Source organism: Jannaschia faecimaris (assembly GCF_900107415.1).
In the GTDB taxonomy this organism is placed as follows: domain Bacteria; phylum Pseudomonadota; class Alphaproteobacteria; order Rhodobacterales; family Rhodobacteraceae; genus Jannaschia; species Jannaschia faecimaris.
Map to the genome: position 1 here is coordinate 28,938 of NZ_FNPX01000002.1, position 18,629 is coordinate 47,566.

Consider the following 18,629-nt stretch of genomic DNA (forward strand, 5'->3'; position numbering starts at 1 on the left):
GGAGGGATGCCGTAAACGTGCCTCGAGAGCGAGAAAGAAGGCCGCTCAGCTACGCGAAGCGTCGGCGCAGGGGGCAAGAAGGGAGCCACGACCTGGGGGCGAATTCAAGGCGTACCGCAAATGGCTTGGGGTGTCGCGGCTCGCCTTGTCCGAGTCTGGGCGGTGGCGTTGTCGCTTTCACAGGTCATGCAGCACCGGCCCGCGAACGCTCGAGGGCAAGGCGAGGGTGGCCGAGGCGCAGCGCGGATGATCAGCCCCACCTGAGAGGGCCAGTTTGAGTGTTAGTGCATGATTGGCCTTGGATTCATCGATACGATGGTTTCCGGGTCCGGCGGGCGGAGCATTGCCAGCGTTTCCAAAACCCTGACTCATGATCCGCTCGCCCACCTTAGCAGACAGGAAAACGCCAAAATTTAGCCGTCTTTACCGGATAAGTCCTGAGAAGTGTTATTTTAAGGAGCGTTCGTGCTCATCATGTATCAGCGACATTTGCATAAGACCCGGCGCTTCTTGCGCGAGGAGCACGGCGGCGTCGAGACGGTATCCTTCGTGATTTGGGTGCCCTTTGTCATGGGGTTCTTCATGTTGGTCGCCGACGCGTCCTACATCATGTTCAACCGCTCGAACATGCTTCGGATCGTGGAGGACGGAAACCGAATGTACTCCATTGGCGTCCTCAACTCCAACCTCGAAGCAGAAACGGCGATAAGGAATGCCCTGTCGCCATCGGCGGATGGCGAACTCAGCACGGTCGACAGCTTCATTCTGATGGGAATGGTGCGCACCGAGGTGACCGTGCCGCTTGCCGATGTCGACATGTTCGGCATCGTCGCGCGTCTGCTGGCCAACGGAGAGCTGTCGATCACCGCAAGTCACTTTAAGGAATATATTGAGGTCTGATGTTGTATTTTAAAAGCCACATCAGACGTTTCGTGACTTCGGAGTCTGGGACCTTCACGGTTGAGGCACTTTTCTGGTTCGCTCTCATGATCCTGATCACAGGCATCATAGTCGATACCAGCAACACCTTTTACAGCTATTCCTACGTCAATCGCAGCATCCATGACGGTGATCGCAAGATGTCGATCGGTATATTCAAGACGGCTGCCGAAACCGAAGCCTACATCGAGAGCCAGATTCAGGATGTTTATCCAGCTGCCGATGCGACGGTTCAGATCGACGGGAACATGGTGGTCACAACTGTCGACATCCCGTGGACCTCACTGCGGATGATGGGAATTCTCGCAAATTCGCAATCGGCACCGGTGACCTTCACCGCGAGCCACAGGTTGGAGTGGATGCCATGAACACGACGTTTTCAAAGTTAACGCGCAAATTGCAGACCAAGGCGAGCAGCGAAGACGGTGCGATGACGGCGTTCGGGCTGCTGATGTTCGTATCGTCCTGCGCTCTTGGCGGAATAGCACTCGACATGTCCAACGCGCTTCAGGTTCGGACGCAACTTCAGGTCGCGGCTGACAGCGCGGCCCATGCTGCCCTCGTGGAACGGCAATCCGGCGGGACTGAGCCCGAGGCAATCGTTGCCGCTCTGGCTGTCGTCGAGCGCGCGCTTCCTTCCGAGGTGTACGGCAATACCCTGCTGCCGGAGGATATCGTTTTCGGCCTCTGGGACCAAGGAACGCGGACCTTCACGCCCAGTATCGGCGCAGACGATGCCGTGATGGTTGACACGTCACGGTTGGTCGGTCGCGGCAACAGGGTTCGGGCCTTTCTGCTGCGCTTCGCTGGTGTTCCAGGCTTCGACGTCGTTCGCCGGTCCATCGCCGATACTTATGTTCCCACCTGCATGCTCGAAGGGTTTGTCGGCGACCAATATGTCGATGTCACCAGCAACAATCTTTATACTTCAGGGTTTTGCATTCACTCCAACGGATATGTCGCTCTGAACAGCAACAATATTTATGAGCCCGGTGTCATCGTATCGATGCCGGACAAACGTGACGTAGTCCTGCCTAGCAGTGGGATGGAGAGTAATGATGGCCTCGAGGAGTCGCTTCGCGACGGATATTACGAGATCAACGCGGCAGGCCGCGTGGATATGATGTTGAATGGGATCATCGACATAAATTCACCGGTCTATCCCGATTACCTGACCTCCCCTTTGCCTGTCACAGTTGAATGGAAGGGCCAGCTCGACGAAACCGTCTGGCAAGAAGGGCGCATCCATCAAATCACCTGCCCCAACACTAATCAGAGTATCTCAATTCCGACCAGCACAGTGCTGCGCGAGGGTGTTCTGATTACGAATTGCAAGGTTGCATTCGGTAGCGGTGCCGCGGCGGAGGACGTCACGATCATCACCACCAGCACGGCCGAGGCTTCGATTACTGGCGCATCGGGCATCCGCATGGGACGTAAAGATGATTGCGCTCCCGGCGGCGGTGCGCAATTCTTTAGCCTTGGCGGTTTCCGTGCTCCTGCCGGCATGGAAATGAACGGCTCGCGCATCGTCGCAGCCGGTTCGGTTTCTTTCGCCGCGGACGTCGGCAGCATAAACGGCGCATCGGTGATCAGCGATCAGCACATCAATGCGACCGCGAGTGGGCGAATTGGCTTCTGTGGTCCGGACGGATTGCCAATATGGTATGAGCCGGAGTTTTTCCGCATCGTGCAATGATTCGCCGCTGTTTCCCGGGGAATCGCGGATCAAGGCCCGGTAATCTACCCTGACGCTGAAATATCATTGCATCCGGCGTGATCTTTTCGCGCTCGCGCCGGTGCATGTGACCTTACCGGAGCCTGGCGATGGTTTTCCAGTCGGCAATCACCAAGATCTCCAGCGGCCTGCCATCGGCTGATGCGACCTTGCTTGACGCCTCCGCATAGAGAGACAGGAAAGGCCCATTACCCGGAGGCCCTCTAGGCCAAGATCCGGCTGCTCAAGCGCATCCTCTCAGGGTTTGCATGTTCGACCGGGGCACAAGCCGCAGCGATCGACAGCTTCGCGCCCAGATTGCCGCATTGGTTATGATCAGCCTTCGTTGGGGGAGGCCCAGCGCCGTCTGGATATCGTCACGCCCGGCCGACCCGGACGGCTTGGAAAAGGTCTATGAAACGCTGACCTGTTCCGATGACGCAAGCTTCATGCGATTCACTGAGGTGCGTCGCATCGATGACTCGCTGGAGGTCATCTGGTCCTATGCGACCGACGGCCAGCCGGCGATGACGCGAGAGCGCCTTGACGAATACCTGAACCAAATTCCGCGTCTTGACGACAACCAGCGTGTCACACTGGTCGAAGCCTACACCTACGACAGACCCTTTTTCAATGTAGGCTTGGAAGACCGGATCATCCCGTCCTTCGTCCCCATCAGTCAGCGTTATGCCGCCCGCCTCGCCTTTGCGCCTGGCAACGAAACGGACCCCGGAGATGGGAGCGTGATTGCGAACGACACGGACTGCGGACCATCGGTTACGGAGGTCAACGGTCTGCCGCTGATCGGGGCCGGGAACTGCGAAGCCGAAGGCACCTGAGATATCCCGCATGAATAGTGTCCTTCTGCCCGGCGAAGTTCCGGGCGGGGTCATTTGGATGACCCGTAGCAGGGAGATCGGCCGGTCTGACGATCAGGGCACGCATCAGCGTTTCAACCCGGCTGGTCACCCTGTCGGGCAAATGACGCCGAGAAACAGAAGGGCCGCCCGTCTTCCGAAGCGGATCGCGTCGCCCGCATCACCACGACACTGCCGGTTCTCGGGCTGACGCCAAATACACTCTCTCCGCCTCTCGACTCTGATCAGGGGTGCCCCGATATTGTAACTATGCGGCTACCCGACAGTTTCATTGATGACCTGCGCAATCGACTGAGCCTATCGGCCGTCGTCGGGCGCAAGGTCACGTGGGACATGAAGAAGACCAATCAGGCCAAAGGCGACTGGTGGGCCCCCTGCCCGTTTCATCAGGAAAAATCGGCCAGTTTCCACGTCGATGACCAGAAGGGGTTCTACTACTGCTTCGGCTGCCAGGCGAAGGGGAACGTTTTCGGCTTTGTACAGGAGACCGAGAACGTCGGCTTCATGGAGGCCGTAGAGATCCTGGCTGGCGAAGCCGGAATGCCAATGCCCGCCCGCGATCCAAAGGCCGCCGAAAAGGCCGACCTGCGCACCCGCTTGGCCGAAGTGACGGAAGAAGCGGTGAAGTGGTTCCGCCTTCAACTGGCAACGCAAGGCGCGTCAGAGGCGCGCGCCTACCTCGAACGGCGCGGTCTGGGCCGCCAGACGCTGGACCGGTTCGAAATAGGGTTCGCACCCGATGCTTCCGATGCCTTCCTTACCGCGATGACCGGCAAGGGAATCTCGTTCGAGATGCTTGAAGGCGCAGGGCTGGCCGTGCCAGCGGAAGAAGGGCGGGCCGCGCGCGACCGGTTCATCCACCGCATCATCTTTCCGATCCGGGATGCGCGCGGCCGATGCATCGGTTTCGGCGGGCGCGCGATGAACACCAATGCCAAGGCGAAATACCTCAACTCGCCCGAGACGCTGCTCTTCGACAAGGGATCGAACCTCTACAACCTGCGCGACGCGCGCACTGCGGCGGGCAAAGGCCAGCCCCTCGTAGTGGCCGAAGGTTACATGGACGTTATCGCCTTGGTTCAGGCCGGGTTCGAAGCCGCCGTCGCCCCCTTGGGCACGGCGGTGACGGAGCGGCAATTGCAGATGCTTTGGCGCGTGACGCCCGAACCGCTGATCGCTCTGGACGGTGATGCCGCGGGCCAAAATGCGGGCCTGCGCGTGGCCGACCTGGCCCTTCCGCTAATCGAAGCGGGGCAGAGCCTGCGGTTCGCCATCCTGCCGAAAGGCAAGGACCCCGACGATCTCATCCGTGAAGACGGCACACGCGCCATGCGCGCCGTGCTGGATGATGCGCGTCCGATGCTCGCCCTGCTCTGGAAGCGAGAGATAGAAGGCAAAAGCTTCGACAGCCCCGAACGCCGCGCCATGCTGGACCGCGAACTTCGGGCCATTCTGCGCCGGATCAAGGACACGAGCCTGCGCCGCCATTACGGCGAGGAAATCGCACGCCTGCGAGCGGAGCTGTTCGGCATCCCCCTTTCGCGCTCGGTCGCCTTCGACGCCCCGCCGCCGGCCACGCCCGATCGGGGACAGGACCGGGGCTTCGTGCCCAACCCAAGATATCGCCGCGACAGACCCTTCACGCCCGGAAAGAAATGGCAGCCCCCCGCGCAGGCCACGGCGACTGCGCGAACCTCGGATCTGGCTTCGGGATCGACCACGCCAGACATTCTTCTGGAACAAGTCATTCTTGCCGGGCTGATCCGTCACCCCGAATTGATCGCGGAATTCACCGACCTGCTGGAAACCGGGATATGGGGCCGGGACGAGCACACCTGGATCGCGCAGGCCCTGCTCACGGTTGATCCAAATCTGGAAGCCGGTGAAATCATGGACATCCTTGTTGATCGGATCGGTCCGGAAGCCCTTGAAACGCTGCTCGCTCAGCGCCATGTCCGAATATCACCGGTGACGCGGAGCGACAGTGACGGGGCGCGGCTTTGCATTCGCGATCTGCTGACCCGGCTGGATGCCCGACGTGGGGCGGTTCGCGAAGCGCGCGAGGCCATCGAGGATTTCGAGGATGGGGCCGACGAGGCAATGACATGGCGGTTGGCACAGGCAGGCAAGCGACACGATGCTTCGTTGCGCATCGGGGACGAAAATGTGGCAAGCGGCGACGGCGAAAGTTCCTTCGCTGACTATTATGACAGCCTTCTGGCAACGCCGGCGGGCAAAACAAATACTGAAAAGTGATTCGGGGTGCGGTCCCCAGCGATTCGCGATAGTGATTCGCTAACGAACACCGAAGAATCACTCCTGATCGGAGCGCGGCGATGGCCAAGGACACTGACGACGACAAGCAGCGGGACCCCGAGGGCGATCATTCGCTCGATATGAGCCAGGCCGCCGTCAAACGCATGATTGCCGACGCGCGTACGCGTGGCTACATCACCTATGATCAGCTGAACGAGGTTCTGCCACCCGAGCAGGTCTCGTCCGAGCAGATTGAGGACGTGATGTCGATGCTGTCCGAGATGGGCATCAACATCGTCGAGGCCGAGGAAGCCGAAGACGACGACGATGAGAAGTCCAAGGGTTCCACCGCCGTCGTGGACGCCTCCAAGAAGGGTGGCGATGTCGCGACGACCGACGCCGCCGAGACCAAACTTGACCGTACCGACGACCCGGTCCGGATGTACCTCCGCGAGATGGGATCGGTCGAACTTCTGTCGCGCGAAGGCGAGATCGCGATTGCCAAGCGCATCGAGGCCGGCCGCAACACCATGATCCTCGGGCTTTGCGAAAGCCCGCTGACGTTCCAGGCGATCACGATCTGGCGCGACGAACTTCTGTCCGAAGATATTTTGCTGCGCGACGTTATCGATCTTGAAACGACGTTCGGCGACCAGATGGAAGAGGAGGCTGAGACGCCGGTTGCCGGGGCTGTTCCGGGCGTCAGCGCTGCCGCCAAGACCGAAGACAAGCAGGAATTGGACGCAGACGGGAACCCGATCAGCACCGATGACGACGACGATGATGATGAGGATGAGGGCGCGAACCTGTCGCTGGCCGCGATGGAGGCCGCACTCAAGCCGCGTGTCCTGGAAACGCTGGACGTCATCGCCGATCACTACACCAAGCTGGCCGAAATGCAGGATCTGCGGATCTCCGCGACGCTGAATGAAGATGACAGCTTTTCTGAAAAGGAAGAGGCCGCATACCAGCAGCTGCGCTCCGAGATTGTGGAAATGGTGAACGCGCTTCACCTGCACAACAACCGTATCGAAGCCCTCATCGATCAGCTTTACGGCATCAACCGGCGGATCATGTCGATCGACTCGGGTATGGTGAAACTGGCAGACCAGGCTCGCATCAACCGCCGCGAATTCATCGAGGAATACCGTGGCCACGAACTCGACCCCGGCTGGGTCGATCGGATGTCTGAAAAGACCGGTCGTGGCTGGCAAGCCTTGTTTGAAAGATCGCGTGACAAGGTGGACGAATTGCGCGGTGATATGGCGCAGGTCGGTCAATACGTCGGCGTGGACATCAACGAATTCCGCCGCATCGTGAACCAGGTTCAGAAGGGCGAAAAGGAAGCGCGTCAGGCGAAAAAGGAAATGGTCGAGGCCAACCTGCGCCTCGTGATCTCGATCGCCAAGAAATACACCAACCGCGGCCTGCAGTTCCTTGACCTGATTCAGGAAGGCAACATCGGCCTGATGAAGGCCGTCGACAAGTTCGAGTACCGCCGCGGTTACAAATTCTCGACCTATGCGACCTGGTGGATCCGTCAGGCAATCACCCGGTCGATCGCCGACCAGGCTCGCACGATCCGGATTCCGGTCCACATGATCGAGACGATCAACAAACTGGTCCGCACCGGCCGGCAGATGCTGCACGAAATCGGCCGCGAACCGACGCCCGAAGAATTGGCAGCCAAGCTGCAAATGCCGCTGGAGAAGGTCCGCAAGGTGATGAAAATCGCCAAGGAGCCAATTTCGCTTGAGACCCCAATCGGTGACGAGGAAGATAGCCAGCTTGGCGACTTCATCGAGGACAAGAACGCCGTTCTACCGCTGGATTCCGCTATTCAGGAAAACCTGAAGGAAACCACGACGCGGGTTTTGGCCTCGCTCACCCCGCGCGAGGAGCGGGTGCTGCGGATGCGTTTCGGCATCGGAATGAACACCGACCACACGCTGGAAGAGGTCGGCCAGCAGTTCTCGGTCACTCGTGAACGCATCCGTCAGATCGAGGCGAAAGCGCTTCGAAAATTGAAGCACCCGAGCCGCTCGCGGAAACTGCGCAGTTTCCTTGATCAGTAGGACTGGCGCTCACTTATTCACAGAAACACAAGGCCCCGGAAGTTCCGGGGCCTTGCGCGTTCATAACTTGTAATCATCCTCGCCCTTGGGCGGGTAGACATCGCGTGTGGGTTCGACAGACGTTCCGGTGGTCACGGAATTCGGGTCATGCGTCGTGCCCTGCGCTGGCGTCAGCGCGGCAACTGCCCCGCCTTTTATCCTTACGGTTCTGTCGAGTTTTGCATTATCGGTCATTACGCCCTCCTGTCTTTTCCTGCCCGTCAGGGCACATCAGGTAAAAAACCCGACCGCGCCCGGCCCGTTCCACAGGCGGGCGGGATTGCCGCAGTCGCAATCGGAGGCAAACATGCGGCGACGCGCGGCGCGCTGACGCCTTTCGGAGGACGCGCCACACGCCTAAAGTCCACCAATGGACATGATCACCGCACTTTCCCACGAAACGCGGGCCGCTATCGGTCAGAACGACGTCTTCGACGGCGTCTGCGTGCTCTGCTCAGGTTTCTTCAAGTTCATCATCCGGACCGATACCGACAGCCGGTTCCGCTTCGTCACCGCACAGTCGGTTCTGGGTCAGTCGATGTACCGCGATCTGGGGTTGCCCACGGACGCATTCGAAACGAACCTCGTCATCGTTGACGGCGTGATATACCAGCGGCTCGACGCCTTTGCCGCCGCGATGCGCGCCATCGGCTGGCCGTGGAAGGCCCTAGCTGTCGCATCGTGGCTGCCCGGGTCCGTAAAGAACCTACTGTACCATGCAATCGCCAGAAACCGTTATAAGATCTTCGGTCGGACATCGACCTGCATCCTGCCCGCGCCCGACGTGAAAAGCCGCTTTCTGGACCTGCCGGCCTGATGCACGGTCGATTCCACATCCAGACGAACGGACCGGGCCTGACTGAGTTCACGGATCAGGTCGCTGCGTGGGTGCCCAATGCCTCGGGCTTGCTGACGCTTTTCATTCGCCACACCTCCGCCAGCCTGCTGATCCAGGAGAACGCCGATCCAGAGGTGCAGACCGACCTGATCGCCTGGCTGGGCCGCGCGGTGCCACGCACGTCTGACCCATCAATGTCCTACCTGACACATACCTACGAGGGGCCGGATGACATGCCCGGCCACATCAAGTCGATGCTGCTGCCCGTCAACCTGTCGATCCCGGTCATCGACGGGCGCATGATGCTGGGCACATGGCAGGGCATCTATCTTGTCGAACACCGGGATAGGCCGCACGACAGACAGGTTTCGGCGCACTTCAGGGCCGACACCTAGGACTGCACGACGTTGCCCTACTCACGCGGTCACTGCCAAGCGGGACAGCCACAACGGCGTATGCTCAGGTGCCTGATGCGCTCGCAAACGCCTACCGAAAGAACTGCCATCGCATCGGTCGCGCGATCAAAGGGGATGGGAACCTGCCCACCTGAGGATCGCGTGAAAGGTTGGCCGCCTACTGGTAGCACCACCCAACAAGGGCAATCAGCCGCCCCCCTCGCACAAGCCACCGAAGCCGAAAGACTATCTCGTCTCGCTACTTAAACAGCAGGAAATCGGTCCGGGCGGCCCACTGGAAGTTGGCTGCAACGTCTGGTGCTACCTGAATGCGGGACGCAGGCCTTACCCGTTGACGGGGATTGAAATCAACGCGGATGCGGTGGCAGCGATGGGTCAGCCCTTTCCTGATTTGAAGAGCAACGCAACCATCTTGTTGCAGGCCGCCCAGCCGGCGATGCCGAAGCTCGCCAGTGGTAAGTTCGGGCTGACCTTAACGATGGCGGTTCTGCTGCATCTCCATCCTGACAGCGAATGGATTTTCGGCGAAATGCTCCGCGTCACCGAAGGGTACCTCGTCGTCATCGGAATCGAGAAGCAATCAAACTACAAAGTCTTAGCGCGTCAGTATCGGCAGGATTTCGAGAGCCTTGGCGCAATTCAGATCCACGACGTGCTGCCCACCCACACCACGCGCATCTTCCGGCCACGCTGATGCAGAGGCCACACCCGGCTGCCACGATGGTCGACCGGTCTTGCCACACCACTTTTGGGGGGGCACAGTATCAGCGCATCAAGCAATGGTCCCGCCCGCCACATCTGGCAGGATCACCTGGCCCGGAGACGACACATGCGCTGCCCCTTCTGCGGAAACGTTGACACCCAGGTGAAGGACTCGCGTCCCGCCGAAGACCACGTCGCCATTCGCCGACGGCGGTTCTGCCCGTCGTGCGGCGGTCGCTTCACCACCTACGAACGGGTGCAGCTGCGCGATCTGGTTGTCATCAAGACAAACGGTAAACGCGAGGAATTCGACCGCGACAAGCTGGAACGTTCCATCCGCATCTCAATGCAGAAACGCCCGATCGAGCCGGAGCGGATCGACCAGATGATCTCGGGTATCGTCCGGCGGCTGGAGTCGATGGGCGATACCGACATACCCTCCAAGCAGATCGGCGAGATCGTGATGGAGAGCCTGGCCCGGATCGATACCGTCGCATACGTACGCTTTGCCAGCGTTTACAAGAATTTCCAGGCGGCTGACGATTTCGAGGACTTTGTCCATGAACTTCGCCCCCCTACCCTAGACACGTGACGGACTCGCAGTTCATGGCCCATGCGCTGGCTCTGGCGGCGCGGGGGCTGGGCCGCGTCTGGCCGAACCCCGCCGTGGGCTGCGTAATCGTTCGCGACGGCGTCGTCGTAGGACGTGGATTTACGGCTGACGGGGGGCGACCGCACGCCGAGTCGCAGGCATTGACGCAAGCCGGTGCTGCGGCGCGCGGAGCTACAGCTTATGTCACGCTGGAGCCATGTGCCCACCATGGCCAGACGCCGCCCTGTGCCCAAGCCCTTGTCGACGCGGGCCTGACGCGGGTGGTGGTCGCCGCTCGCGACCCCGACCCGCGGGTCAACGGGGGGGGCCTTGCGATGCTGCGGAACGCCGGGATCAAGGTAACCGGGGGAGTGATGGAAGCTGAAGCCCGCGCCTTGCAGGCAGGTTTCTTGTCGCGCGTTGAACACGGACGCCCTTTCGTGACGCTGAAACTTGCGATGACCTTGGATGGACGGATCGCAACGGCGAGTGGCGAAAGCCAGTGGATTACCGGGCCCGCAGCCCGCGCCCATGTCCACGCGCAGCGCGCGCGCCACGATGCGGTGATGGTTGGGGCCGGCACCGCACGCGTCGATGACCCTCAACTGACGGTTCGGGGCATGGGCGATGTGCCGCAGCCGGTACGGATCGTTTTGTCGCGGCACCTGAATGTGCCGGTGGACAGCGCCATGACACGCGGCGCGGCACCCTTATGGATGCTCCACGGGGATGCGCCGCAGGAGAGACAGGCCGCGCTCAAGGCGCGAAACGTCACGCTCATTCCGTGTTCCGCCGGGCCGGGTGGGCATATCGATCTTGATGCCGCGCTCATCGAGCTGGGAAGCCGTGGCCTGACGCGCGTGTATTGTGAAGGCGGCGGCACGCTTGCCGCGGCGTTGCTGTCACAGGGCCTGGTCGATCGCCTTGACTGCTACACGGCTGGGGCCGTGATCGGTGCCGAGGGTACGCCGGGTCTGGGTGCGATGGGGCTGAGCGCTCTTGCCGACGCTCCACGCCTGCGTCTGACCGAGGCCCGAAGACTTGGCACCGACCTGCTTCACAGCTGGACAACCGAATAGCTGCCCAGGTCCGCTATACCCGTATCCTGCCGCGATGCGCGCTCAGACAGCGGCGGCCAGCGCCTCTGCCAGATCCGTGCGTTCCCAAGAAAATCCGCCGTCCGCATCGGGCGCGCGCCCAAAATGACCGTAGGCCGCAGTGCGTTGATAGATCGGCTTGTTGAGATCAAGCTGTGTCCGGATGCCGCGCGGTGTCAGATCCATCGTCTTTCGGATCGCACCCTCGACAGCGACCGCATCAACCGCCCCTGTCCCGTGCAGATCGGCATAAATCGAAAGCGGCTCTGACACGCCGATGGCATAAGACAATTGCAACGTGCAGCGTGTCGCCAGCCCGGCGGCCACCACATTCTTGGCCAGATAGCGCGCCGCATAAGCGGCTGAGCGATCGACTTTGGTCGGATCCTTGCCCGAGAAGGCACCGCCTCCATGGGGAGCTGCCCCACCATAGGTATCGACGATGATCTTGCGCCCTGTCAGCCCAGCGTCGCCGTCCGGCCCACCGATGACAAACTTGCCGGTCGGGTTGACGTGCCAGCGGGTCTCCGAGTCGATCCATCCTTCGGGCAGGACCTCGCGAATGTAGGGCTCGACCACGACGCGGACATCGGCGCTGCTCATGCTCTCGTCCAGATGCTGGCTCGAAAGCACGATCGACGACACGCCGACCGGCACGCCGTTTTCATAGCGAACCGTAAGCTGTGACTTGGCGTCCGGACCCAAGGTCGGTTCGGTTCCGTTCTTGCGCACTTCGGCCAGACGGCGAAGTATCGCATGGGCAAACTGAATGGGGGCGGGCATCAGCGCGTCGGTTTCCCTACAGGCATATCCGAACATGATGCCCTGATCGCCGGCCCCCTCGTCCTTGTTACCGTTGGAATCCACACCCTGCGCAATATGCGCGGATTGTTCGTGCAGCAGGTTCGTCACCTCGACCGTTTCGTGGTGAAACTTGTCCTGTTCGTAGCCGATGTCGCGAATACACTCGCGGGCGATCCCCTCGATCCGCTGCATATAGTCGGACAGCTTGTCGCGGTCGGACAGGCCGACCTCGCCGCCGATCACAACGCGATTGGTCGTGGCAAAGGTTTCGCAGGCGACACGCGCTTCGGGTTCCTCGGCGATGAGGGCATCAAGAACAGCGTCCGAGATACGGTCACAGACCTTGTCCGGGTGCCCTTCGGACACGGACTCCGAGGTGAAGGAATAGCTGGCTCGACTGCTCATGAAACGCTCCGATTTGTAATTAACACCCCGTCAGGAAGCCGTTGGGGTGCAATGCGGCACTGGCTAAGGCCGTTCCCGCATGGGGGCAACCGGAATCGCGCGGCGTTGCGCCCAAAAACCCGTGATCAACACCATAAGCACAGCCAGCGCGGCCCAGTCCCCGGTCACGATATAGAGCGGCGCAGACAGGGCCGGCGGGACCGGGGCGTCCAGGTGCCCGGCCTGCCCCAAGCCCAGCGACGCCACGACATTCCCCCGCGCGTCGATTACGGCCGAGACGCCGGTGTTGGCCGCCCGCAGCAAAGGTAGTCCGGATTCGGCGGCACGCAGTTGCGCCAGCGCCAAATGCTGCTGCGGTCCCGCCGCGGTGCCGAACCATGCGTCGTTCGTCAGGTGCAGGATCGCGCGGGGCCGGTCAAGGCGACGCAGGTCCTGTGGGAAGATCGCCTCGTAGCAGATCAGCGGCAAGACTAGCCCGACGCCCGGCAGGTCGATCAGAACAGGTCCGTCGCCGGGAACATATCCCCCCGCCAGTTGCGCGGCGAGGGCCCCGATGCCGACGGCATTAAAGACCGGCTCCAGCGGCAGGTATTCGCCAAAGGGCACAAGTCGATACTTGTCGTGGACCAGTGCGACATCTCCATTCTCACCCGTTAGCACGACAAGAGAGTTCCTTGGGCGTCGATCCTCGTCGAACCGCTGCGCACCGATTACGACCGGTTTTCCGCCGGCTGCATTGGCAATCGTTGGACGGACGTCTTCGGAGTAGCGCAGCAATTCCGGCAACGCCGTCTCGGGCCATATGACAGCATCCGGCGGCGGGCCATCGGGCGCGCTCGCCGTCTCTTCCAGACCACGACGGAAGAAGACGTGGGTGAAGTCAGGATCCCACTTCTGGTGTTGCGGTGCATTTGGCTGAACAAGGCGGACTACGGGTGCGTCGGCAGCAACGGGAGGCGCAACCGGAAGCATCACGCCGACGCCAAACGGCAATATCCAAAGCGCCGCCCCAAAAGCACGGACGACCGGACCGCGCGAAACCAGAAGCGCCGCCCCCAAAAGAACGGCAAGCCCCAGTCCGTGCGCTCCGACAAGCGATGACGCGGGCAAGGCGGGCGATGCGATCAGGACGTGGCCCGGCAGCGCCCAAGGAAAGCCGGTGAAGATATAGGACCGGATCAGTTCGGCCGCGGCGATCGCCAAGGCCACCCCAATCGGTCCATTTGAAAGCCGCATGCCCAAACTGCTCGCACTCGCCCAGAACAGACCGAATCCCAGCGAAATCAGGAGCAACGCGATCGGCGCAAGCCACCCGGTCGCTGCGGCATCAATCAGGAAAGGTTCTACGATCCAGTGCAGCGCCAGCGCGAAGTGGGCCGTGCCGAACATCAACCCAGCTACGAACGGCCGATTTGCCCGCGCAATCGCCGCAATACCGACGGCAAAGGCGGGCAACGCGATGAACCACAGGTTCCACGGTGCCTGCCCCAACGCGGCCAGAAGCCCCGCAAGAGCCGGCAGAAACAGGGACAGACGACGCATTGATCAGGCCGCGCGCGGCATCCGCAGGCGCAGGCGTTTTATCCTACGGGGATCGGCATCGACGACTTCTATCTCGGCCCCGGAGGGATGCGGGATTACTTCCCCACGCTCCGGCACACGGCCAGCAAGCATGAAGACCAATCCACCCAGCGTGTCGATTTCTTCCTCGTCTTCGGCTTCGACCAGCTTGAAGCCGATCTCCTCTTCGAAATCATCGATCGGCGTGCGGGCAAGGGCGAGGTAGCAACCGCTCTTTTCCTGACGCCAGAGCTTGCCCTCTTCCTGATCGTGCTCGTCCTCGATTTCACCGATGACCTGTTCGATCAGGTCTTCCAGTGTAACCAGCCCGTCGACGCCGCCATATTCGTCGATCACCAGCGCCATGTGAATGCGCTGCGTCTGCATCTTGGTCAGCAGGACACCGATCGGCATTGAAGGTGGCGCGTAGATCAGCCCCCGCAACAACGGCTTGAGCGCGAACGGCTTGTCGCGGTCGCCGTTGAACCCGTGGTTCAGGGCAAGATCCTTAAGGTGGATCATGCCCAATGGCTCGTCCAGGGTGGTTTCGAAAACCGGCAACCGGGTCATGCCACTGTCGCGAAACTTGGACACGAGATCCGGCAAGGAGATGTCGGCGGGCACGGCCACGACCTCTGCTCGCGGGATCAGGACATCGTCCAACCGCTTCAGTCGAAGGTTAAGAAGACCCGGCATCGTGCGTGCACTGGACGCCTGTTTCGTTTCATCCGCCCCGTCAGGCTCGGACATAAAGCCTCCGAACACGCGTGAAATGAAGCCGGGACGCGGACCGATGCCGCCGTCCTGCGATATGTTTACGTCAGGCGCGCCTTGCGCGGCCCTAGACGATCCGTCGTTGTCCATCGGACCCTGTGGCCCCTTTCGATAATGCGGCGAGATACATCCGCGTTTTCACTTCTTATCAGAACTGTAGGGATCGGGGAAACCCAATCCAGCAAGGATTTGAACTTCCAGTGCCTCCATCCGTTCCGCGTCGGCATCCCTGATATGGTCATGGCCCAACAGATGAAGGGTGGCATGGGCCAGCAGGTGAATCACGTGCGCGTCGAACGGCTTGCCCTGCTCGGCGGCTTCCCGCGCGCAGGTGTCAAAAGAGATGGCAATATCTCCCAGTTCAGGATCGTCGGGAGCGGTGTCCGGGTTGCGCTCCTCGGAGGGCCAGGACAGGACGTTGGTTGGCTTGGGTTTGCCCCGGAAGTCGGCGTTCAGCGCTGCGATCCGCGCGTCGTCGCAGCCCATGATCGCAACCTCGAAATCGCCTGAAAGGCCCGCTCCCGTCAGGGCCGCGGGCACGGCGATCTGCGCCAGGCGGTCCAGATCGGCCCAGCGGTCGTCTTCAATGATCACGTCGATCTCGTGGCTCACGCGCCCATGAATCCCCAGCCATCGGGCCGAAAACCGAAACCCAAAGCCGCTTCCGTCGTCTTGCGCTCCTCCGCGTGGATGGTGGCTGCGGACAGGGGCATCACGTCGGTCTGCACCTCGATCACGTCCAACGCGTCTTCAGGGTCGTCACTGTCCGGATCGGCTGGATAATACTCGACGTCATACCCCCGGTCTTCCAGCCAGCCCATGAACTCGGTCGCATCCGCGCCCGCACCGGCATCCGCGACGAACCGCAGATCGAGCAGGCCCTCGGCGGGCACGCCGGGCTGGGTCGACATCTCGGCCCAGAGCCTTTCGGTCTCGGCCTTTTGCACTTCATAGTCGACGCTCATCACTTGTACTCGCGCGGAGCGGCGCGCTCGGCCTCGCGCCGGTTATCCTCCGCTTCGTAGGCGGTGATGATCTTTGCCACCAGCGGGTGCCTGACCACGTCGGTCGCGGTAAAGTAATTGAAGCTGATACCATCGACCCCTTCGAGGATCTTCTCCGCATCGCGCAGACCCGATTGCACACCGCGCGGCAAGTCGACCTGGCTGCGATCACCGGTAATCGCCATGCGGGACCCCTGCCCCAATCGAGTCAGGAACATTTTCATCTGCATCGTGGTGGCATTCTGCGCCTCGTCCAGAATCACGAACGCGTTGGACAGCGTCCGCCCCCGCATGAAGGCCAGCGGCGCAATTTCCACGCGCTTGTCCTCGCGCAGTTTCTGGAGCTGATTTCCAGGCAGAAAATCATTCAGCGCATCATAGAGCGGCTGCATGTAGGGGTCGACTTTCTCGTCCTGCGTGCCCGGCAAGAAGCCGAGCTTCTCTCCGGCCTCCACGGCGGGGCGGGTCAGGATGATGCGGTCGACCTCACCGGTAATGAACTTTGACACGGCAACCGCCACGGCGATGTAAGTCTTGCCCGTGCCCGCAGGCCCGATTCCGAAGGTCAGTTCGTTCTCCAACAAGGCCCGCGTATATGCCTTCTGCGCCTCGGTCCGCGGCTCCATCGTCTTCTTGCGGGTGCGGATTTCAAGGGCCGGTCCAGGGAACATCTCGGTCTGATCGCCTTCACGCGTCCCCTCTACATCTTCCTCTGCCCGCAGACGTATCAGACCGTCGATGACGCCCATGGAGACGTCCTTGCCCGCTTCAAGACGAGCATAGAGGGCGTTCAGAACACGCTCCGCATCACTTGCCGCTTCGCCATGTACGACGAGCGCGTTGCCACGGTGCACGATCTGAACGCCCATCAGCTGTTCGATCTGGGCAAGATGCGCCCCGTTCGGGCCGACCATGTCGATCATCAGGCGGTTGTCGGGGAAGTCCAGCTGGACGGCGATCTTCTCTTCCGGATCAAGCAAGGTGGGCAAGCAGGCTTCCTTTTTCGTCGGGGTTTCCATGATCGTGCCTCGGTCGACCGAGGGGCACAAGTCAACTTGGGGTCTACGAGCGGGATTTCACCCCCACCATACAAAAGGGGCCATGACATCTCTGCCACGGCCCCCGTATTCGGTTTGCGAGCACGGCACTCAGAGGGGGTCGTTGATGTCGGCACCCGCCCGGAACGGGCCGGTCACGTATTCGGGCGGGGCCGCACCCGAGCACACGGGCTTGCCGTGACGATCGAGACGGGCGGAAAGATATCCCTCGACCCCGTCATCAATCAGCCAATGGTCACAACCGCGCGGGTCGACCCAGATGCCCGGCACCAGTTCCTGCAACGAGGATCGTCCGATCAATTGGCCGTCCACGGTCTTGTCGTTACTGTTGTCGACGTCGCAGGCGGCCAGCGCCACCAGACAGGCGAGCGCGGCGGAAATGCGAAGGTGTGTCATCTTAGTGACCCCTACGGTTGCAGACGGGAATGCCGTCGCGGGTGACATGGGGCGTCATGTATCCTTCTGCCCCGTCGTCCATGACCCAATGTTCGCACCCGTCTGGATCGATCCAGATCGTGGGCGTATAGCGCTCCGCGAGGATCCGGCGCTCGGTCGTGGGTTCGGGGATAGTCCGGCCCCGGGTCCAGACGCCAACGCCGTCACGAACGACGTAAGTATAAACGTTGCCACGGGAGTCCGCCCCAACGTCGCCGGCGTTCTGCGCCAGCGCAGGGGCCGCAAGCATCGCCGCCGTGGCCAGGGACATTGCGGCGACCTTGAAAATTTCCGTTCCAATTCGAGACACGAAATACCTCCCCAATTCCATCCGAGCCAAGTGCGCGCGACTGACCCTGCCCCGACATCGCCTTTGCGATGGAAAGACCGGTCAGGCAGCCGCTTGGATCGACCTTACCAAACACGGCCCGTCTTCATAGGCCAAATTACTAGATATTGCGGCAAATTTCATACTTGGCCACATATTGAGCGGTATCTGGGCACCAAGGGATCTGGTCGAGATTTGAACTTGGACAGGTAGTTGAAGGCCACCGGAAGCGCTTCATGCCCCCGGGATCCGCCTTCAACAGGTGGTCGGAAAGTTGGCGTCAGCGGCCGCCACGCGGCGGACTGGTACGCAGAATGTTTAGCATTGTGTCCCGCAAGACGGCAGCATTGCCGACACCGGCCTCGTCCCGGCAGACACGACTGCCGATCGCATCGGCTTCCTCAAAAGTATAGCCGGCAGCCCGCAGATCATCGAGGAAGATCGGCATTGCCCGATCCCAGATGACGGCACGGCTAATGTAGCGCGCGCATTTAACGGTGATCTGCATCGGTTGCGCGCGGGCGTGATGGTCCGCAGATGCCGGGACGGCGGAAAGGCTGGCACCGGAAACGAAAGTTGCCAGGGCGGCGACGGCTGCCAAGATACGAGTGGACATGTTGAAGAACCTTTACAAATCGGGCGCATCGCGCCGGATTACACCGGCCCGCGCTGCGGTAACACTCCACAAACTATCTGCGGCCCGCCACCATTT

At 61.3% G+C, this 18,629-nt stretch carries 20 protein-coding genes, 1 pseudogene and 1 riboswitch; of the genes and pseudogenes, 11 read left to right on the forward strand and 10 right to left on the reverse strand.

The window, feature by feature from the left end; genetic code table 11:
* Nucleotides 1-465: 465 nt before the first annotated feature.
* The 6 genes from BLV27_RS02920 to rpoD all read left to right on the forward strand — a co-directional run bounded on the left by BLV27_RS02920 (nt 466) and on the right by rpoD (nt 7,865).
* Nucleotides 466-900, forward strand: coding sequence for a hypothetical protein (locus tag BLV27_RS02920; RefSeq protein ID WP_139176540.1), 435 nt, complete (start codon nt 466-468; stop codon nt 898-900).
* Nucleotides 901-986: 86 nt separating this feature from the next.
* Nucleotides 987-1,307: a hypothetical protein gene (locus tag BLV27_RS02925; RefSeq protein WP_139176541.1), complete on the forward strand. Its 321-nt coding sequence runs from the start codon at nt 987-989 to the stop codon at nt 1,305-1,307.
* Complete coding sequence (locus BLV27_RS02930; RefSeq protein WP_092642152.1) at nt 1,304-2,638, forward strand: pilus assembly protein TadG-related protein; 1,335 nt, start codon at nt 1,304-1,306, stop codon at nt 2,636-2,638. Before BLV27_RS02925 ends, BLV27_RS02930 begins: the two co-directional genes overlap by 4 nt.
* 467 nt (nt 2,639-3,105) lie before the next feature.
* The gene (locus BLV27_RS02935) at nt 3,106-3,495 is read left to right on the forward strand and encodes a hypothetical protein (RefSeq protein ID WP_139176542.1); all 390 of its coding nucleotides are present in this window, start codon (nt 3,106-3,108) and stop codon (nt 3,493-3,495) included.
* A gap of 288 nt (nt 3,496-3,783) precedes the next feature.
* The gene (gene dnaG, locus BLV27_RS02940) at nt 3,784-5,790 is read left to right on the forward strand and encodes a DNA primase (protein ID WP_092642158.1); all 2,007 of its coding nucleotides are present in this window, start codon (nt 3,784-3,786) and stop codon (nt 5,788-5,790) included.
* Nucleotides 5,791-5,870: 80 nt separating this feature from the next.
* A complete protein-coding gene (gene rpoD / locus BLV27_RS02945) occupies nt 5,871-7,865 on the forward strand; it encodes an RNA polymerase sigma factor RpoD (RefSeq protein ID WP_092642161.1) in 1,995 nt (664 codons plus the stop codon).
* Nucleotides 7,866-7,925: 60 nt separating this feature from the next.
* Here the strand turns inward: rpoD and BLV27_RS19265 are convergent, their stop codons facing one another.
* Nucleotides 7,926-8,099 carry a hypothetical protein gene (locus BLV27_RS19265; RefSeq protein ID WP_170831333.1) on the reverse strand — a complete coding sequence of 58 codons (174 nt, stop codon included), beginning with the start codon at nt 8,097-8,099 and terminating at the stop codon, nt 7,926-7,928.
* Between the two features lie 175 nt (nt 8,100-8,274).
* Between BLV27_RS19265 and BLV27_RS02950 the strand changes: the two genes are divergently transcribed.
* From BLV27_RS02950 to ribD, 5 genes are all read left to right on the forward strand, one after another.
* Entirely contained in the window at nt 8,275-8,721 is a 447-nt protein-coding gene (locus BLV27_RS02950) for a thiol-disulfide oxidoreductase DCC family protein (RefSeq protein WP_244504513.1), read from the forward strand.
* Nucleotides 8,721-9,137 carry a secondary thiamine-phosphate synthase enzyme YjbQ gene (locus tag BLV27_RS02955; RefSeq protein ID WP_092642165.1) on the forward strand — a complete coding sequence of 139 codons (417 nt, stop codon included), beginning with the start codon at nt 8,721-8,723 and terminating at the stop codon, nt 9,135-9,137. The genes BLV27_RS02950 and BLV27_RS02955 overlap by 1 nt, the downstream gene beginning before the upstream one ends.
* A gap of 352 nt (nt 9,138-9,489) precedes the next feature.
* Nucleotides 9,490-9,852 carry a hypothetical protein gene (locus BLV27_RS02960; protein WP_092642168.1) on the forward strand — a complete coding sequence of 121 codons (363 nt, stop codon included), beginning with the start codon at nt 9,490-9,492 and terminating at the stop codon, nt 9,850-9,852.
* 135 nt (nt 9,853-9,987) lie between these two features.
* A complete protein-coding gene (gene nrdR, locus BLV27_RS02965) occupies nt 9,988-10,452 on the forward strand; it encodes a transcriptional regulator NrdR (RefSeq protein ID WP_092642171.1) in 465 nt (154 codons plus the stop codon).
* Complete coding sequence (gene ribD, locus BLV27_RS02970) at nt 10,449-11,531, forward strand: bifunctional diaminohydroxyphosphoribosylaminopyrimidine deaminase/5-amino-6-(5-phosphoribosylamino)uracil reductase RibD (RefSeq protein ID WP_244504514.1); 1,083 nt, start codon at nt 10,449-10,451, stop codon at nt 11,529-11,531. Before nrdR ends, ribD begins: the two co-directional genes overlap by 4 nt.
* Nucleotides 11,532-11,573: 42 nt before the next feature.
* On the opposite strand, the gene metK is transcribed toward ribD, so the two are convergent.
* The 9 genes and pseudogenes from metK to BLV27_RS03015 all read right to left on the reverse strand — a co-directional run bounded on the left by metK (nt 11,574) and on the right by BLV27_RS03015 (nt 18,533).
* Nucleotides 11,574-12,758 (reverse strand): methionine adenosyltransferase, encoded by a 1,185-nt coding sequence (gene metK, locus BLV27_RS02975; RefSeq protein WP_092642177.1) that lies wholly within the window; start codon nt 12,756-12,758, stop codon nt 11,574-11,576.
* Between the two features lie 4 nt (nt 12,759-12,762).
* Nucleotides 12,763-12,811, reverse strand: a riboswitch (SAM-SAH riboswitch).
* A 10-nt stretch (nt 12,812-12,821) separates the two neighbouring features.
* Nucleotides 12,822-14,300, reverse strand: a complete 1,479-nt coding sequence (lnt, locus tag BLV27_RS02980; protein WP_092642180.1) for an apolipoprotein N-acyltransferase — start codon at nt 14,298-14,300, stop codon at nt 12,822-12,824.
* A 3-nt stretch (nt 14,301-14,303) separates the two neighbouring features.
* Nucleotides 14,304-15,182 (reverse strand): hemolysin family protein, encoded by an 879-nt coding sequence (locus BLV27_RS02985; protein WP_092642183.1) that lies wholly within the window; start codon nt 15,180-15,182, stop codon nt 14,304-14,306.
* Between the two features lie 48 nt (nt 15,183-15,230).
* Complete coding sequence (gene ybeY / locus BLV27_RS02990) at nt 15,231-15,704, reverse strand: rRNA maturation RNase YbeY (RefSeq protein ID WP_092642186.1); 474 nt, start codon at nt 15,702-15,704, stop codon at nt 15,231-15,233.
* A complete protein-coding gene (locus tag BLV27_RS02995) occupies nt 15,701-16,057 on the reverse strand; it encodes a ribonuclease E inhibitor RraB (protein WP_092642189.1) in 357 nt (118 codons plus the stop codon). The genes ybeY and BLV27_RS02995 overlap by 4 nt, the downstream gene beginning before the upstream one ends.
* Nucleotides 16,057-17,115 carry a PhoH family protein gene (locus BLV27_RS03000; RefSeq protein ID WP_092642192.1) on the reverse strand — a complete coding sequence of 353 codons (1,059 nt, stop codon included), beginning with the start codon at nt 17,113-17,115 and terminating at the stop codon, nt 16,057-16,059. Before BLV27_RS03000 ends, BLV27_RS02995 begins: the two co-directional genes overlap by 1 nt.
* Before the next feature lie 129 nt (nt 17,116-17,244).
* Entirely contained in the window at nt 17,245-17,550 is a 306-nt protein-coding gene (locus tag BLV27_RS03005; RefSeq protein ID WP_092642195.1) for a hypothetical protein, read from the reverse strand.
* 13 nt (nt 17,551-17,563) lie between these two features.
* Nucleotides 17,564-17,695 (reverse strand): annotated as a pseudogene (locus tag BLV27_RS03010) (OmpA family protein); the annotation flags it as partial.
* 502 nt (nt 17,696-18,197) lie between these two features.
* On the reverse strand, nt 18,198-18,533 hold the full coding sequence (locus BLV27_RS03015) for a hypothetical protein (protein WP_092642198.1): 336 nt from the start codon (nt 18,531-18,533) through the stop codon (nt 18,198-18,200).
* Nucleotides 18,534-18,629: the final 96 nt, after the last annotated feature.

What these genes read in the sequence shown, in the direction of transcription:
- BLV27_RS02950 (WP_244504513.1), top strand. Translation starts at nt 8,275, where the DNA reads ATGGACATGATCACCGCACTTTCCCACGAAACGCGGGCCGCTATCGGT.
- BLV27_RS19265 (WP_170831333.1), bottom strand. Translation starts at nt 8,099, where the DNA reads ATGACCGATAATGCAAAACTCGACAGAACCGTAAGGATAAAAGGCGGG.
- metK (WP_092642177.1), bottom strand. Translation starts at nt 12,758, where the DNA reads ATGAGCAGTCGAGCCAGCTATTCCTTCACCTCGGAGTCCGTGTCCGAA.
- BLV27_RS02995 (WP_092642189.1), bottom strand. Translation starts at nt 16,057, where the DNA reads ATGAGCGTCGACTATGAAGTGCAAAAGGCCGAGACCGAAAGGCTCTGG.
- BLV27_RS02955 (WP_092642165.1), top strand. Translation starts at nt 8,721, where the DNA reads ATGCACGGTCGATTCCACATCCAGACGAACGGACCGGGCCTGACTGAG.
- lnt (WP_092642180.1), bottom strand. Translation starts at nt 14,300, where the DNA reads ATGCGTCGTCTGTCCCTGTTTCTGCCGGCTCTTGCGGGGCTTCTGGCC.
- dnaG (WP_092642158.1), top strand. Translation starts at nt 3,784, where the DNA reads ATGCGGCTACCCGACAGTTTCATTGATGACCTGCGCAATCGACTGAGC.
- BLV27_RS02935 (WP_139176542.1), top strand. Translation starts at nt 3,106, where the DNA reads ATGCGATTCACTGAGGTGCGTCGCATCGATGACTCGCTGGAGGTCATC.
- BLV27_RS02930 (WP_092642152.1), top strand. Translation starts at nt 1,304, where the DNA reads ATGAACACGACGTTTTCAAAGTTAACGCGCAAATTGCAGACCAAGGCG.
- BLV27_RS03005 (WP_092642195.1), bottom strand. Translation starts at nt 17,550, where the DNA reads ATGACACACCTTCGCATTTCCGCCGCGCTCGCCTGTCTGGTGGCGCTG.
- BLV27_RS03000 (WP_092642192.1), bottom strand. Translation starts at nt 17,115, where the DNA reads ATGGAAACCCCGACGAAAAAGGAAGCCTGCTTGCCCACCTTGCTTGAT.
- BLV27_RS03015 (WP_092642198.1), bottom strand. Translation starts at nt 18,533, where the DNA reads ATGTCCACTCGTATCTTGGCAGCCGTCGCCGCCCTGGCAACTTTCGTT.
- BLV27_RS02925 (WP_139176541.1), top strand. Translation starts at nt 987, where the DNA reads ATGATCCTGATCACAGGCATCATAGTCGATACCAGCAACACCTTTTAC.
- BLV27_RS02985 (WP_092642183.1), bottom strand. Translation starts at nt 15,182, where the DNA reads ATGGACAACGACGGATCGTCTAGGGCCGCGCAAGGCGCGCCTGACGTA.
- rpoD (WP_092642161.1), top strand. Translation starts at nt 5,871, where the DNA reads ATGGCCAAGGACACTGACGACGACAAGCAGCGGGACCCCGAGGGCGAT.
- nrdR (WP_092642171.1), top strand. Translation starts at nt 9,988, where the DNA reads ATGCGCTGCCCCTTCTGCGGAAACGTTGACACCCAGGTGAAGGACTCG.